This is a genomic window from Fundidesulfovibrio terrae (genome assembly GCF_022808915.1).
GTDB classification, from domain to species: domain Bacteria; phylum Desulfobacterota; class Desulfovibrionia; order Desulfovibrionales; family Desulfovibrionaceae; genus Fundidesulfovibrio; species Fundidesulfovibrio terrae.
On sequence record NZ_JAKZFS010000004.1, the window covers coordinates 174,612 to 188,754 of the forward strand.

At 67.9% G+C, this 14,143-nt stretch carries 11 protein-coding genes; all 11 read left to right on the forward strand.

The annotated features are described in order from the left end of the window. Nucleotides 1–54 precede the first annotated feature (54 nt). The 11 genes from ahbA to ML540_RS13690 all read left to right on the forward strand — a co-directional run bounded on the left by ahbA (nt 55) and on the right by ML540_RS13690 (nt 14,002). Nucleotides 55–507, forward strand: a complete 453-nt coding sequence (ahbA, locus tag ML540_RS13640) for a siroheme decarboxylase subunit alpha (RefSeq protein ID WP_243362041.1) — start codon at nt 55–57, stop codon at nt 505–507. After that, entirely contained in the window at nt 504–1,169 is a 666-nt protein-coding gene (gene rpe / locus ML540_RS13645) for a ribulose-phosphate 3-epimerase (protein WP_243362043.1), read from the forward strand. Before ahbA ends, rpe begins: the two co-directional genes overlap by 4 nt. Further along, the gene (locus tag ML540_RS13650; protein WP_243362044.1) at nt 1,166–1,495 is read left to right on the forward strand and encodes an Hpt domain-containing protein; all 330 of its coding nucleotides are present in this window, start codon (nt 1,166–1,168) and stop codon (nt 1,493–1,495) included. The genes rpe and ML540_RS13650 overlap by 4 nt, the downstream gene beginning before the upstream one ends. A gap of 61 nt (nt 1,496–1,556) precedes the next feature. Then, nucleotides 1,557–2,513, forward strand: coding sequence for a GDP-L-fucose synthase (gene fcl, locus ML540_RS13655; RefSeq protein WP_243362046.1), 957 nt, complete (start codon nt 1,557–1,559; stop codon nt 2,511–2,513). 5 nt (nt 2,514–2,518) lie between these two features. Next, nucleotides 2,519–3,682 (forward strand): glycosyltransferase, encoded by a 1,164-nt coding sequence (locus ML540_RS13660; protein ID WP_243362049.1) that lies wholly within the window; start codon nt 2,519–2,521, stop codon nt 3,680–3,682. Nucleotides 3,683–3,763: 81 nt separating this feature from the next. Next, nucleotides 3,764–6,763, forward strand: a complete 3,000-nt coding sequence (locus tag ML540_RS13665; protein ID WP_243362051.1) for a DUF2079 domain-containing protein — start codon at nt 3,764–3,766, stop codon at nt 6,761–6,763. Beyond that, nucleotides 6,756–8,318 carry a DUF2079 domain-containing protein gene (locus tag ML540_RS13670; RefSeq protein WP_243362053.1) on the forward strand — a complete coding sequence of 521 codons (1,563 nt, stop codon included), beginning with the start codon at nt 6,756–6,758 and terminating at the stop codon, nt 8,316–8,318. The genes ML540_RS13665 and ML540_RS13670 overlap by 8 nt, the downstream gene beginning before the upstream one ends. Beyond that, nucleotides 8,315–11,185 carry a hypothetical protein gene (locus tag ML540_RS13675; protein WP_243362055.1) on the forward strand — a complete coding sequence of 957 codons (2,871 nt, stop codon included), beginning with the start codon at nt 8,315–8,317 and terminating at the stop codon, nt 11,183–11,185. Before ML540_RS13670 ends, ML540_RS13675 begins: the two co-directional genes overlap by 4 nt. Continuing rightward, the gene (locus ML540_RS13680; protein WP_243362057.1) at nt 11,182–12,423 is read left to right on the forward strand and encodes an oligosaccharide flippase family protein; all 1,242 of its coding nucleotides are present in this window, start codon (nt 11,182–11,184) and stop codon (nt 12,421–12,423) included. Before ML540_RS13675 ends, ML540_RS13680 begins: the two co-directional genes overlap by 4 nt. A 10-nt stretch (nt 12,424–12,433) precedes the next feature. Further along, nucleotides 12,434–13,009 carry an SIS domain-containing protein gene (locus tag ML540_RS13685; protein ID WP_243362059.1) on the forward strand — a complete coding sequence of 192 codons (576 nt, stop codon included), beginning with the start codon at nt 12,434–12,436 and terminating at the stop codon, nt 13,007–13,009. 132 nt (nt 13,010–13,141) lie between these two features. After that, nucleotides 13,142–14,002: an isocitrate lyase/PEP mutase family protein gene (locus ML540_RS13690; RefSeq protein ID WP_243362060.1), complete on the forward strand. Its 861-nt coding sequence runs from the start codon at nt 13,142–13,144 to the stop codon at nt 14,000–14,002. Nucleotides 14,003–14,143: the final 141 nt, after the last annotated feature.

A 14,143-nucleotide genomic window follows, 5' to 3' on the forward strand; every position in this document is an offset into this window, starting at 1 on the left:
CCCCGCTTTTTTCTGCTCTTTGCCTCCGAACTCCAATAGGCTATCATCCCCGCCATGGACGCACACGACCGCAAGATACTCGACATCATTCAATCGAATTACCCCATATCGCCGCGCCCTTACGCCGTTGTCGGCGAGCAGGTGGGGCTGACCGAGACCGAGGTGCTGGCCCGCGTGCGGGCGCTCAAGCAGAAGGGCATCATCCGGCGCATCGGGGGCAACTTCAGCTCGCAGCAGCTTGGCTGGCAGTCCACCCTGTGCGCGGCCCGCGTGCCCGAGGACCAGATCGAGTCCTTCGTGGCCGAGGTCAACCGCTATCCGGGCGTGACCCACAACTATCTGCGGCAACATTCCTTCAACGTCTGGTTCACCTTCATCGGCCCCTCCATGGAGGCCGTGCGCGAATCCCTCGCCGAGATCACCCGCGCCACGGGCATCTCCATCCTGAACCTTCCGGCCGAGAAGCTCTTCAAGATCAAGGTCGATTTCGCCATGGAGGAGTCATGATCCTCTCCCCCTCGCTTCTGTCCTCCGATTTCGGCCGCCTGGCCGAGGAACTGGCCGCCCTGGAAGAGGGCGGGCTTTCGTGGGTCCACTGGGACGTGATGGACGGGCTCTTCGTGCCCAACATCACCGTGGGGCCGCTGGTGATCAAGGCCCTGCGCAAGCGCTCGAAGCTCTTCTTCGACGTGCACCTGATGATCGAGCGCCCGGAGCGCTACCTGGGCGAGTTCGTGGACGCCGGGGCGGACCTGGTGTGCGTGCACGCCGAGGCCACGGCCCACCTGGACCGGGCCGTGTCCGAGATCGCCCGCCTGGGGGCCAAGCCCGCCGTGGCGCTCAATCCTTCTACGCCGCTGGACGTGGTGGAGTACCTGCTGCCCAAGCTCCACATGGTGCTCATCATGAGCGTGAACCCTGGCTTCGGCGGCCAGTCGTTCATCCCCTACTGCCTGGACAAGGTGCGCGCCCTGCGCGCCATGGTCAACGAGCGCGGACTGTCCACGCTGATCCAGATGGACGGCGGCGTCACCGTGGAGAACTGCGGCGAACTGACCCGGGTCGGAGCGGACGTGCTGGTGTCAGGGTCGGCGTTCTTCTCGTGTCCGCCTTACGGCCAACGCCACGATGCGTTCCTCGCGGCCGCGGCGGAAGGACCAGGGGCGTGAGCGCGGTCGCGGGCGATATACGCAAGCATTTCAAATCGGCCTTCGGCCTGCAGGACGCGGCGGTTGAAAGGCTCGTGGAGACCAGCCGGACGGCTCTGGCCCAGGGGCTCGGTGCGCTGCGGGGCGCCCTGGACCAGTCTGACGCGGACGGAGCGTCCCACTGGGCCCACAGCATCAAGGGCAATCTGCTCAACGCCGGCCTGGCGGATCTGGCGGCCCAGGCCGAGGACATCGAACGCCGGGCCATGCGGGGCGACACCGTGACCCCCTGTGCGAACCTGCTGCGGCTGGACGAGGCGCTGCGACCCTTCCTGAATGGGCACTAGCCAACCGGTGCCCCGCGTGGTAAGAGGCGCGGGCTTCAATTCCGCGGCATTGGACTCCTAAGTGAAATATTCGCGCATCTTCGTGGCAGGCCACAAGGGCCTCGTGGGATCGGCCGTGGCCAGGGTTCTGGAAAAATCCGGAGCCGATGTGGTCACGCGCACCCGCCAGGAGCTGGACCTCACGGACCAGGCCGCGGTGCGCCGCTTCATGGCCGACGTGCGCCCCGAGGCCGTGGTCCTGGCCGCAGCCAAGGTGGGCGGCATTCACGCCAACGACACCTATCCGGCCGAGTTCATCTGGAACAACTGCATCATCCAGTGCAACGTCATCGACGCGGCCTACAGAAGCGGCGTCTCCAAGCTGGTGTTCCTCGGCTCGTCGTGCATCTACCCCAAGTTCGCGCCCCAGCCCATGCGCGAGGAGCACCTGCTCACCGGGGCGCTGGAGCCCACCAACGAGTGGTACGCCGTGGCCAAGATCGCGGGCATCAAGACCTGCCAGGCGTACCGTCGCCAGTACGGTTTCGACGCCATAAGCCTCATGCCCACCAATCTCTACGGCCCGGGCGACAATTTCGACCTCTTGAATTCCCACGTGCTGCCCGCGCTCATGCGCCGCTTCCACGAGGCCAAGGTCAGCGGCGCGCCGAGCGTCACGGTGTGGGGCACGGGCAATGCCCGGCGTGAGTTCCTGCACGTGGACGACTGCGCCCACGCCATCGTGTGGTGCATGGAGAACTACAGCGGGGAGGACTTCCTCAACGTGGGCACCGGCCAGGACCTGACCATCCGCGAGGTTGCCCAGGCCGTGGCCCGGGTCGTGGGTTTTACGGGCGAGCTCGTTTTCGACGTCTCCAAGCCCGACGGCACCCCGCGCAAGCTCCTGGACGTCTCGCGCCTCGATGCCCTGGGCTGGCGCGCCTCCATCGTCCTGGAAGAGGGCCTCGTCGGCACCTATCGCTGGTTCCTCGACAACATCTGCTGCCTGCGCACCGAATCCCGCTTCGACGGATCCTAAACATCATGCGATTCAAATCCATCGTCCTGGTCAGCCACGTCACCGACCTGTCGGGTCCCTCCGAAGCGGTCGAGAACTACCTGAAGACCCGCTCCGACCGCCTGGGGGTCATCTACCACCCGTTCCACTACTGCGCGGACCGCCGTTCGCGCATGCAGGACTACCGGGGGGGCACGCTCCTGCGCGAGGCGCGCCAGGGGGGCTGGAATCTTCCGGCCCTGGCCACCTACGTCAAGGACGCGCTGTTCACGCTGTTCTATTTCCTGCGCCTGGGCGGCCGCTACGACGTGTACCTGGGGGCCGATCCCCTGAACACGGTGGTGGGCGTGGTGCTCAAATGGCTCGGACTCACGAACTTCGTCATTTTCTACACCATCGACTGGATGCCCGAGCGCTTCTCCAATAAGCTCTTGAACGCCGTGTACCACTGGCTGGACCGCTTCTGCGTGCGCCACTGCGACGCGGCCTGGAACATCTCGCCGCGAATCCAGGACGTGCGCCGCTCCCAGGGGCTGCCCGACGCCAAGAACGTCCTGGTGCCCGTGGGCGTCGACCTAGAGAAGATCGACCTCCCGGACAAGTCGGCCAGCGAACCGCGCGACCTGGTGCTCCTGGGCGCGCTGGCCCCGTCCAAGGGCGTGGACCTGGTGATCGATGCCTTCCCCAGGCTCAAGGAGCGCTTCCCGCAGCTTCGCCTGCACGTCATCGGCAAGACTCCCCACGACGCCGTGGAGGACGGGGTGGTCTACCAGCCCTACGAGCCGCGCCTGGCGGCGCTGGGCGAAGGCGTGATCCTGCACGGGGCAAAGCCCCACGACGAAGTGCTGGCCATGTTGCCCGCTTACGACGTGGCCCTGGCCCTGTACAAGCCCTCGCCCAACAACCTCTCCCAGTGGGCCGACCCCAGCCGGGTGAAGGATTATCTGGCCTGCGGCCTGCCCACCATCATCACGCCGGTGCCCGAGATCCACAAGGACATCGCGGCGCTGAACGCGGGCATCGTGGTTGACTACGCCGTGGAACCCCTGGCCGACGCCATCGGGCGCATGCTCGCCGACCCCGGCCAGTGGCGCTCCATGCGCGAGGCGGCCCTGGCCTACATGCGGTCCTATTCCTGGTCCTCCATCCTGGACAGGGTGTTCGAGGAGTCCTTCCGGGCCAAAGCGTGAGCCGGGGCCTGCCATCGACCTTCGCGGAGCGGAGAGGGTGTCCGGAGGGTGGATCCCTTTGGCCGCCGGAGGCCTCCCCCCATGCGTGACCCGGTGAAGAAACTTCTGGCGGTGCTGGCCGTCGTGGCACTCTGCACCGCATCCTTCCTGGGGGTTTTTCTGCGTCCGGGGCTGGTGGGCCATACGTGGGACTGGGGCATCCCGGCTTTCGCCGAGCAGTTCGCCTCCATGGCCCGGCACCACTTCTCCACCTGGGATGCGTACTTCGAGACCGGGCGCTACCATTATTTCAAGCTGGAGCTCCTCTACTGGCAGCTCATCACGCCCCTGGCCGCCATCGGCGGGGAGTGGATGTCCAAGCTCCTGCCCTGGGCCTTCGTCACGGCCTCGGGACTTGCCATGCTGCCCCTGGCCCGCCGGCTCGGGCTGAACTGGTTCTACGCCACCCTGGCGGCTCTTTTCTACGGGCTCTCGCCCTACACGTACAGCCGGGTGGTGGCCGGGCACATGCCCATGCTGGCCGGGTTCGCCCTGATCCCGCTTTTGCTGCTGGCCTTTTTCAACCTGGTGGAGAGGGTCCGGCTGAAGGGGCGCCTGTCCCCAAGGCTGGTCATCGTCTGCGGGCTGACCTTGGGGCTCACCTCACTGCACCCGAGCGTGGGCGTGGGCAGCGTGGCCATATTGTCGCTCGTGACGCTCTATTTCCTGGTACGGGGGCCCGGACGGGCGCGCCTGCTCACCGCACTGGGCCTGATCTTCTCCCTGGCCCTGCTCATGAACATCCACTTCATGGCCCCGTTCTTGGCCGACTACCTGGGCAAGGGGGCCATCCGCCACGGCTGGGGCCTTTCCGCTTCGGCCAAGGGCGAGGTCACGGTGGATACGGAACTGCCCATGCGCGAGGGCTTCCACCAGTCCACCAGCCAGCCCGTGGATGCGGTCATCCGCCTGGACCTGCGCCCGGGCATGGACACCGAGTATGCCTTCCCGTCGCCTTCCGGCATGCGCCTGCCCTGGGTGGCGTCGTCGCTGATCCTGGCGGGGTTGGCCCTATGCTCGTTCATGGCCCGGGGCCGGCGCGCCGCCGCGCCGGCCGAGACGGTTTCGGGACAATCCGGGGGGCAGGGGGCTGGATGCTGCGCGTGCGGCCCTCGAACCGGCCGAGAGGAGGCCAATGCCCTCTTCCTGGTGGCCGTGGTGGGGGTGCTTCTGGTGTGCGGCTCGCGTACGCCCTTCGGATTCGCCTTCTACCAGTGGCTGCTCAAGGGGCTGGTGCCCATCCTGTTCGCGGCCTTCTCCAACACCACCCGCTGGCTGCCGCTCATCGTGACCGCCTACGCCCTGCTGGCCTTCCGGCTGCCCCAAGCCTGGGAGGAGGGGGGGCTCAAGCGCCCCTGGCTCCTGCGCGCCGGGATGCTGGCCGTGGTGCTGGTCTTCGTGTCGCCGTTTCTTGGCCAGAAGCTCCTGGACAATTCGCCCAAGGACAAAATTCCCCAGCCCCTGGCCCTCAAGCACACTCCCGTCAATCCCGAGGACGCCAAGGTCTACTCCTTCCTGCGCGACCAACGGGACGGCTTCCGCGTGGCCTACCTGCCGCCTGTGGGCATCAGCTGGCCCGGCGATTCGCCCTACGGCTACGAGTGGTCCTCGGCCTATTCGCCCAAGCCCTTTTTCCTGGCCTTCTACAACAATCCCCTGGGCAACGAGATCATAAAGACCATGTTCGCCGAGCAGCCGAGCCCCCATCTGGACCGGCTCTTCGGGCTGGCCTCGGTGAAGTACCTGGTCTACCCCCACGACGCGTTCTTCATCTCCTACCAGGACTTCCAGCCTGGCTACCAGGGCTCGCCGGTGGTGGACGGGTTCAAGAACTACAAGCCCGTTCTGGACCGCGCCCTGTCCCTGCAGTCGGGCCTCACGCGCGTGGCCCGGTTCGAGACGGTGGACCTCTACCGCAATCCCCTGGCCGCGCCCTACGTCATGGCCGCCGACCAGCTGCTGGCCGTGGCCGACGCCTCGGGCGACGGCGCGGACCTGGTGGCAGCGTCGCTGCCGGACGTGACCGGGCTCGATATGTACCGGCCCGGACAGGCCCTGGTCTCGGCCGGGAACAACCCCGGGTTCCTGGCGCTTCTGGGCCGGGTCATGGGCCCGGAATCGGGACAGGACCGCGAGCGGGCCTTCCTTTCGGACCGCTCGGGCAAGCGCCAGGCCCTGGTGTACCGGGGCAGGCGCTACGAGCCGCCTTCCGTGGAATTCCGCAGGCTCGGCCCCACGGCCTGCGTGGTGCGCCTCTCCGGGGTGCGCGAGGGCGTGCCGCTTCTGTTCCAGGAGACCTTCCACCATGGCTGGCGGGCCTACCTCATGCCCGCCGCCGACGAAGAGACCGGGGTGCGCCCGGCGTCCCTGGCGCCCGGATATCGCGTGTTCGCGGACAACGAGGCCGAGCAGGCCTCTCCGGACGAGCTCCAGGACTACGTGGCCAAGGGCTTCGTGAGCACCTTGGGCGACGGCGCGACAAAGATCCGCCGGGCCGACGTGTACGGCCCCGGGGGCCGGGTGGTGGGGACCCGCACGGACGAGTTCACGGTCGATTTCGTGTCCAAGCGCTTCCTGACCACGGTGCAGAACGACAACCTGGCCAAGCCGCCGCTTTCCGCCGCCTGGGACGAGGGCTCGCTGGACCCGGCGGACCCCGCGCGCCTGGGCGACTCTGCGGCCGATCCGTTGTCTCCGTCCTTCTGGCGCGCCTCCGGGGCGTCCGAGGGGCGGGCCATGCCCTGGCCGGAACTCCTGCACTGGCAGGCGCAGGGCTACGCCAACGTCTGGTGGATCGAGCCGGAAATCCTCAAATGCCTTGGCCCCGACGCCAGCCGCTATGTGCGGCCCAACCCCGCGGGCGGCGTGGACATGGAGTTCGTCATCGAATTCCGGCCCCAGCGCTTCTACCTGATGGGGCTGGTGGCCTCGGGAGTCACGGTGGCCCTGGCCCTGTCGGCTCTGGCCGCCCTGAGCGCCCGTGCGGGACTGCGCGGGCCGGTCCGGAATGCTGAAAAGGGCGGAGGAAGCGGGCGTGGCTAGGTTCGGCATCATCCCCGACGAAAAGCCCCGCTGGCCCTGGACCATGGGGCTCACCCTCATGGGCGCGCTCACGGCTCTGGCCTGCATGCGCTACCTGGCGCTCAGATCCACGGTGTTCGACCTGGGAGTGTTCGTCTGCAACCTGACGGCCATGTCCGACGCCGGAGAGTGGTGGCGGGCGCTGAACGGGCACATCCAGCCCGTGCTCTGGCTGTACGCCTGGGCGATCAGCCCCCTGCCGGACTGGCTGGCCCCGCTTGGGCTCATGGTGGCTCAGGCAGTGATGCTCTCACTGCCGCTGCCGTTCATCGCCCGGCGCTACGGCGCGTTCACCGCCCTGGCCTATTTCGGGTACTTCGCAGTGTGGCACAACGGCCTGTTCGACTTCCACCCGGACCACTTGGCCGTGCCCATCGGATTCTGGTTCTTCTTCCGGGTGGCCGACGGTCGTCCCTGGGCCGCGGCCGTGGCCGCTCTCTCGCTGTGCTTCATCAAGGAGACCTTCGCCATCCAGGCGGCCATGTTCGGGCTGTATTTGGCTTTCCAGCGTCGCGGAGGGCTGCCGGGCATGATCGTGTTCATCACCGGCCTGGCCTGGTTCTGGCTGGCCACGGCCAAGCTCATCCCGTTCTTCACCATGGACGCAGGCGTGGGCGCCTCGGCCGGGGCCTTCGCCTGGATCGGCGGCGGATCGGTCATGGGCAAGATCTGGTGGGTGCTCACCCATCCGTTCGCGGTGCTGGGTACGGTGCTGGGCGACGTGAAAAAGCTGCGCTATCTTGCGGCCCTTGTCGGCGGCCTGGCCTTCCTGCCGCTTCTGTCGCCCGGGCCGCTCTTCGTCACGCTGCCCACGCTCGCCCTGTCGCTTCTCTCCACGCGCCCGGACTACTACTCCGTCACCAACCACTATACGGCAGGGCTCATCGCGCCGCTCATAGTGGCTTTCGGCCAGGCCGTTCCCCTGGCCCGGGACATGGTGCAGGCGCGCCACTCCCGCGTGGACCGCTGGGCAGGAATCCTTTTTCTGGCGCTCCTGGCCGGGCACATCGCCCTCTCGCCCTCGCCCGTGTCCGTGCACTTCTGGCGCAACGGCGGCTTTTCCGGATTCTGGCCGGATTCGCGCGACACGCGCATCATCCGGGCCATGGAGACCATCCTGCCCTCGGATATCTCCCAGGTGGTCATCACCCAGAACAGCCTCAACTGGGGCAAGGCGGTGACCCGCTCCTTCTCCAACAGCTTCCCCATGGCCGTGTTCGAGCCGCACCTGGCCCAGAACTCCGGGCAGGCCACCCTGGCGGATTTCCGGCGTTTCATCTGGACCGGCGAGAAACCGGTGTTCCCCGTCACCGAGAGCCTGGCCGAATACGTGGTCCTGGACCTGAAGCGCCCCTGGTTCGTGGTGGACAAGGGCTGCGAGTGGAAGGACGGGGCCTGCCGCGACGAGAGCGTGGCCGCCGTGTTCCGCGAGAACCTGGAGAAGGTCCAGTCCCGGTTCGACACCGTGCACGAGGACGACGGATTCATGATCCTCAAGCGGAGGCAGCCCGAATGACGCGCCTCTTCACGTTTTTCTTCTGCCTGCTGCTGCCCGTGGCCGCGCTGGCCGAGCCGGCCCGCTTCGAGGCCAGGACGCTCGCGCTGCCCCCAGCGCTCTGGGAGGCGGGCGGGACCGCTGTGTCCGGCCAGCTCTACGGGCGGGTGGCCATGCGCAAGGTGAAGTACGCGCGGGTCCTGGCCGAACGCGCCCTGGACCTTCCGGCCCAGGCGGCCGCCTGGAGCGGGACCGGGACCGCGGGAGAGGGCGGGGGCGTGCGCCGCCTGGAAATCGCCGCGCCTGGAGCCTCCCTGGCCGGTTTCAACGAAGCCCGGCTCGACTACCTTACCGCCGATCCGGCCCGGCCCGGCTGCCTGGGCCTGGCCGTGGCCCTCGCAGGGCCGGGGCGTACTGAAATCTTCGTCTCCGACCCCCTGGAGACCGTGGACCAGCTCACTCCCGGCTTCGCCGACGCCCCGGCGCGCGACGCCGTGGACGTGGCCCGCGCCGACTGGACGGCCAAGGGCCTGCGCTACCAGATATCCAGGCTCCTGGACCGCGAGCCGGACCAGCTCTGGCGCTACTCGCAGGACGGCCTCTCCACTTTCGTGCAGCGCCGCTTCCGCAAGGACCTGACACGCGTGGGAGCCATCGACGTGGTGCTCGCGCGCGGTCAGGACGTGCAGGTGAACCTGGTAGTCTCGCTCGATGCGGCGGGCAAGGGCAAGACCGTGTTGGACTGGTACGCCATCCCCAAGCGCATCTTCGATCTGGGCGACGGGCGCACCATCCTGCGCCTCTACGTGGGCCGCCACCTGCGTGAGATCGCTCCGGGGGCCAAGGCCGTTTCGCTCAAGGAAATGGCCCTGATGTTCTTCAAGCAGAACCAGGACGACGTGGTGCGCAGCCGCAACGTGGAGCGCATCCTCTTCGTGCCTTCAGGCCTGGACTCGGCCGCCGTGGCATCAGGGCTGCCGCGAAACCTTCCGGCCCGGGCGCGGGAAGTGTTCTCGGGTCGGGGCGAGCTGGCAGCCAACCTCGAAGAGTTGCGGCAGGCGCCTTTCAAGGACATGGCCCTGTCGTCCGTGGCCGTGCTCCAGTCCCCCCAGGACCTGGGCCAGCCTTTCGCCCAGACCCTGGAAGGGGCGCGCTTGGCCGACGTGGCCCCGCGCCGGGACGTGCCGGCGCTGCTCGCGGCCACGGCCGAGCGCTGCTCAAGTTTCGGCGCTCCCTGCGACATCGAGGACGCAAACGGCCTGGTGGGCCAGGACCCGCTTTGGAGTGTGGATTTCGGCGCGCTGTCCCAGCCCGGTGGCGAGCCTGCAGGCCAGCCGGGGGAGCAGCCCCCCGTGGCTCCGGCCTTCGCGGGCCAGATGCTCTCCTCGCCCGGGCGCCTGGCCTTCTCCTCGGCCCCGGACGGCCTGGGCGTGGAGTGCTCGGGCGGCGGGCTCACGCTGGAGACGGGCGCTTCGTTCACTCCGGAGCCCGGCCGCGCCTACAGCCTGTGGCTGGAGCTGGGCCGCGCCCGCCAGGGGCTCTCGGGCGTCACGGCCCAGGCGTACGGCTCGGGGCGCACCGTGAGCGTGGCCGTGAAGCCCGGCATGCCCGCCGTGTTCCCGGAACTGCCCCCCAAAGTCGAGGGAGTCCGGCTCGACTTCTCGGCCACCGGCCCGGAACTGTCCCTGACCCTGCGCCGGGCCGTGCTGCAAAGCTGGGACAAGGCCGCGCCCAGGCGCAACCTGTTCTCGGCCCGTTACCTCTTCGACGAATCACGCGACCTGATGGCGGCTCGCACCGGCCCCGCGAGCCTTACGCTCTCGGCCTCGGGCCCGGCCTTCGATCCCCAGTGGCTGGTGCTCGACCTGGCCACCCCCCCGTGGAACGCCGCCGACGAGCCCCCCTGCGTGGATGTGGCCTTCGGCGGCAGGCATGCCAAAATCCCGTTGCGCTCCCCGTCCTCGCGCGTGGCCGTGTACCTGCCGGGGGCGCCCGGCCTGGACGCCAGGGCCAACACGCCGGGCTGGCCCGCGATTTCCCTTGCCCTCACCGGGGGGGCGAGCGGGGCCGGGCTCGAGTGTCCCCGCGCGGTGTTGGCCGGGCAGCGCCTGGCCACCTGGCCCCAGGTGCTCGAGACCCAGGGGCTCCTTGACCTGGCCGGCGACGAGCGCACCCTGTCCGGCCTGGATCAGGCCCAGGCCGAAAGCATGGCCAATTCGGCCCGCTGGCTGCCCATGGGCAAGGCCGACGTCCCGTCCGGCACCGGCCCGGTACGCTTCGCGCGCAACCCCTGGCTCGAAGTGGAGGCGCTCCTCCTGGCCGACGCCTCGGGACCGGCGCTCAAAAGCCTGGGCAGACCGGCGCAGGCTGCCGGACAGGGCGGCGCCAAGACGGGCAAGCTGCTCGGCATCCTGGTCGGTACGGCCGCGCTGTGCCTTGCCTGGCTCGCGGCGCGCCGGGGCGTGTCCGCCAAGGCGTTCGAGGCCCTCGGCGACTGGCTGGACGCCAGCGCCGGGCCTTCTGGCGCGCCTCTGCGGGTGAAGCCGTGGCTCATCGCCGCGTTGGCCGTCCTGGCCGCCGGCATTCTCCCCGGAGCGGGAGGCGTTCGGCTCGTCACCATGCTGGGGACGCTTCTGGCCGTGCCGATCTGGCGGGCGCTCCGGGTGCGGATCGCAAGCAGGTTCCCGGGCCTTGCCGGAGCCGCCTCGCTCCATTATTGCTCCGGCTTCCTGGCTTGCGCGGCCCTGGCCGCCGCCGTCCGGGCGGCGGGAGCCGCTCCCGTATCCGAAACCTTCGGCATGTGCGGTCTCTGGCTCTTCTGCGCCGCCCTCGCCACCCACTTCAAACGCCGCCCGAACGCCCACGATTCGGCCGGGAGCACTCAGTGAAACGGTTTCTCAAGCAGAATTTCATCATCCTCGTGCTCATGAACTCGGGCAACGTGTTCAACTACCTCTTCCAGCTCACCGCCGGGCGTGCCCTGACCCCGGACGAGTTCGGCAGCTTCAACGCCCTCAACTCCAGCACCGTCATCCTGGCCGCGCCCCTGGGCGTGGTGCCGCTCATCATGGCCCGGTTCACCGCCGGGTTCGCCCTGGACGGCATGGGCCGGGTGCGCGGGCTCTTCGACAAGGCCCTGCGGCTTACAGGCGTGGCAGCCGCCCTGGCCCTGGTCCTGGGATTCTTCGGGGCGTCCTGGCTCAAGGACTTCCTGCACCTGCAGTCCCTGTCGCCCGTGTATGTGCTGGTGGGCATGGTCTCCCTGTCGCTTCTGGTGCCCGTGCCCCTGGGCATCCTCCAGGGCCTGCAGCGCTTCACGGGATTCGGCCTGGCCGGAGCCAGCAACGCCGCGACGCGTTTCCTGGCCTGCCTGGTGCTGCTCACCTGGTTCGGACAGGGCGTCACCGGCGCCATGCTCTGCGGCCTGATCGCCATCGTGACGCAGTGGGGCATCTCGCTCGTGTACCTGAAGGACCTCTTCCGGGTGACCCCGGCCCCCCTGCCCGACGGCTTCCAGAAGGAGATGGGCAAATACGCCCTGGCCATGATCGTAAGCTCCGTGGTCACCATGTGCCTGAACAACCTGGATCTTGTCCTGGTGCGCCACTTCTGCCCGGGCGACGAGGCCGGTCTCTACGCCACCGCCGCCATCCTCGGGCGCATCGCCTTCTACGGGCCCTCCGTGCTGGTGAGCGTGCTCTTCACCGAAGCCGCAACGGCTAAGGCCAGCGGCCAGGAGGACAACAAGAGCCTGTGGATGTCGCTGGGTATGACCGTGCTTCTGGGCGGCGGGTTCGCCCTGGTCTGCGCAGTGGCCTCGAAGCTTGTGATCACGCTCCTTTTCGGGGCTCAATACGAGGCTGCAGGGCCGATTCTTTCCGTGCTCAGCGCCGCCATGGCCCTTCTGGCCACCGCCAACGTGCTCTTCGCCTATTCCCAGGCCCGCAGCGAATTCGGTTTCATGTGGGTTCAAGGCCTGGGGGTTGCACTTTTTGCGGGCCTGGTGGCATTCAAGCACGAAAGCGCCATGCAGGTGGCCGAAATGCTGCTCGGCTCGGTGGTCTTCATTCTGCTGGCCACCCTGGCCTGGTTTTTCCTGAAAGTCCGCCGGGCCAAGGCGGCGTAGGAGAGCACCCGTGAAAAGTTCCGCAGCCGACTTCTACCGCACCATGTGCGCCCTGACCGAGTCCATCCTCTACACCGGCACGGGTGGCGACACCCTGGACCTGGCCTCCGGCGTTGCCGCCGGAGCCGAACTGCTGCACCGCCGGACACAGGGCGGAAACAAGCTCATGTTCATCGGCAACGGAGCCTCGGCCGCCATCTCCTCCCACATGGCCACCGACTTCTGGAAGACCGGCGGCATGCGCGCCCTGGCCTTCAACGACGCCTCCGGACTCACCTGCATCGGCAACGACTTCGGCTACCCCCACCTTTTCGAAAAACCCGTGGAGATGTTCGCCGACGAAGGTGACGTGCTGGTGGCCATCAGTTCCTCCGGGCGATCGGAGAATATTTTGCGCGCCGCTGCCGCCGCTCGGGCCAAGAAGTGCCTGGTGCTCACGCTCTCTGGCTTCGAGCCGGACAACCCGCTGCGCGCCCTGGGCGACGGCAACTTCTACGTGCCCGTGCGCTCCTACGGCCAGGTGGAAGTGCTGCACCACTCCATCTGCCACTGCTTGCTGGATACGATTGTCGCTACGAGAAGATAGGACGGGACCGAACTTGCCGGGCTCCGCCCGGACCCGGCAGGGCGCCGCCCTGCACCCGCCAGGGAAGGAACTTCCCTGGACCCGTTATAGCTTCGCGTCCGGGGCGATACCTTATCTCATGAAAGGCCAGTCATGAAGAATACCACCCGATTGAAAGATCTCATCAAGAGCCCGGAAATACTCAGGATGCCCTGCGTCCACGACGCGCTTTGCGCCCGAATCGCCATGCAGGCGGGATTTGCGGCGCTGTGCGCGGGCGGCTACGGGGCCAGCGCCTCCCTGCTGGGCCAGCCCGATGTGGGGCTCATGACCATGACCGAGATGGCCGACCACATCCGGCGCCTGACCGACTGCGTGGACCTGCCGCTTCTGGCCGACGGCGACACCGGCCACGGCGACGTCAACAACGTGGCCCGCACCGTGAAAGCCTTCGAAAAGGCCGGGGCGGCCGGGATATTCATCGAGGACCAAGTCTCGCCCAAGCGCTGCGGCCACATGGAAGGCAAGGATGTCGTGGGGCGCGAGGAGATGCTCGCCCGCATCAAGGCCGCCCTGGACGCCAGGACCGATCCGGATTTCGTGGTCATGGCCCGCACCGACGCCCTGGCCGTGCTGGGCATGGAAGAGGCGCTCACGCGCGGCAGGCTCCTGCTGGAAGCCGGGGCCGACATCATCTTCGTGGAAGCCCCCAGGACCGAGGCGGAACTTGCCCGCGTGGCCGCCGAAATCCCCGGCCCCACCTTCACCGTGTACCTGGAGGGCGGTAAGATTCCCATGCTCCCCGCCGACAGATACGGTGAACTGGGTTTCTCCGTGGTGGCCTACGCCACCTCGGGGCTCTACGCCGCCGCCCACGCGGTCCGGAAGGCGATGGACGAGATCAAGCGCTCGGGCGAGACCCGCGCCCTCCACTCGGACATGATGGATTTCCATGGCTTCAACGAGATGCTGGGCCTCTCTGAAATCAGGCGAAAAGAAAAGAAGTATTTCTGATTGTTGCAAGCCTAAGACAATCGATAGGCGTTCGATAACCTGACGAAAATACCCGGCCCCGGGCCGTCCACGGACGGTCCGGGGCCGGGCATTTTCGTGCGCGAAGCGCGAAACGGGATTCCAAAGGGCGGAGCCCTTTGG

Bases quoted from the DNA above. Each gene is read 5' to 3' on its own strand.
- ahbA (WP_243362041.1), top strand. From the start codon at position 55: ATGGACGCACACGACCGCAAGATACTCGACATCATTCAATCGAATTAC.
- rpe (WP_243362043.1), top strand. From the start codon at position 504: ATGATCCTCTCCCCCTCGCTTCTGTCCTCCGATTTCGGCCGCCTGGCC.
- ML540_RS13675 (WP_243362055.1), top strand. From the start codon at position 8,315: ATGACGCGCCTCTTCACGTTTTTCTTCTGCCTGCTGCTGCCCGTGGCC.
- ML540_RS13660 (WP_243362049.1), top strand. From the start codon at position 2,519: ATGCGATTCAAATCCATCGTCCTGGTCAGCCACGTCACCGACCTGTCG.
- ML540_RS13665 (WP_243362051.1), top strand. From the start codon at position 3,764: ATGCGTGACCCGGTGAAGAAACTTCTGGCGGTGCTGGCCGTCGTGGCA.
- ML540_RS13690 (WP_243362060.1), top strand. From the start codon at position 13,142: ATGAAGAATACCACCCGATTGAAAGATCTCATCAAGAGCCCGGAAATA.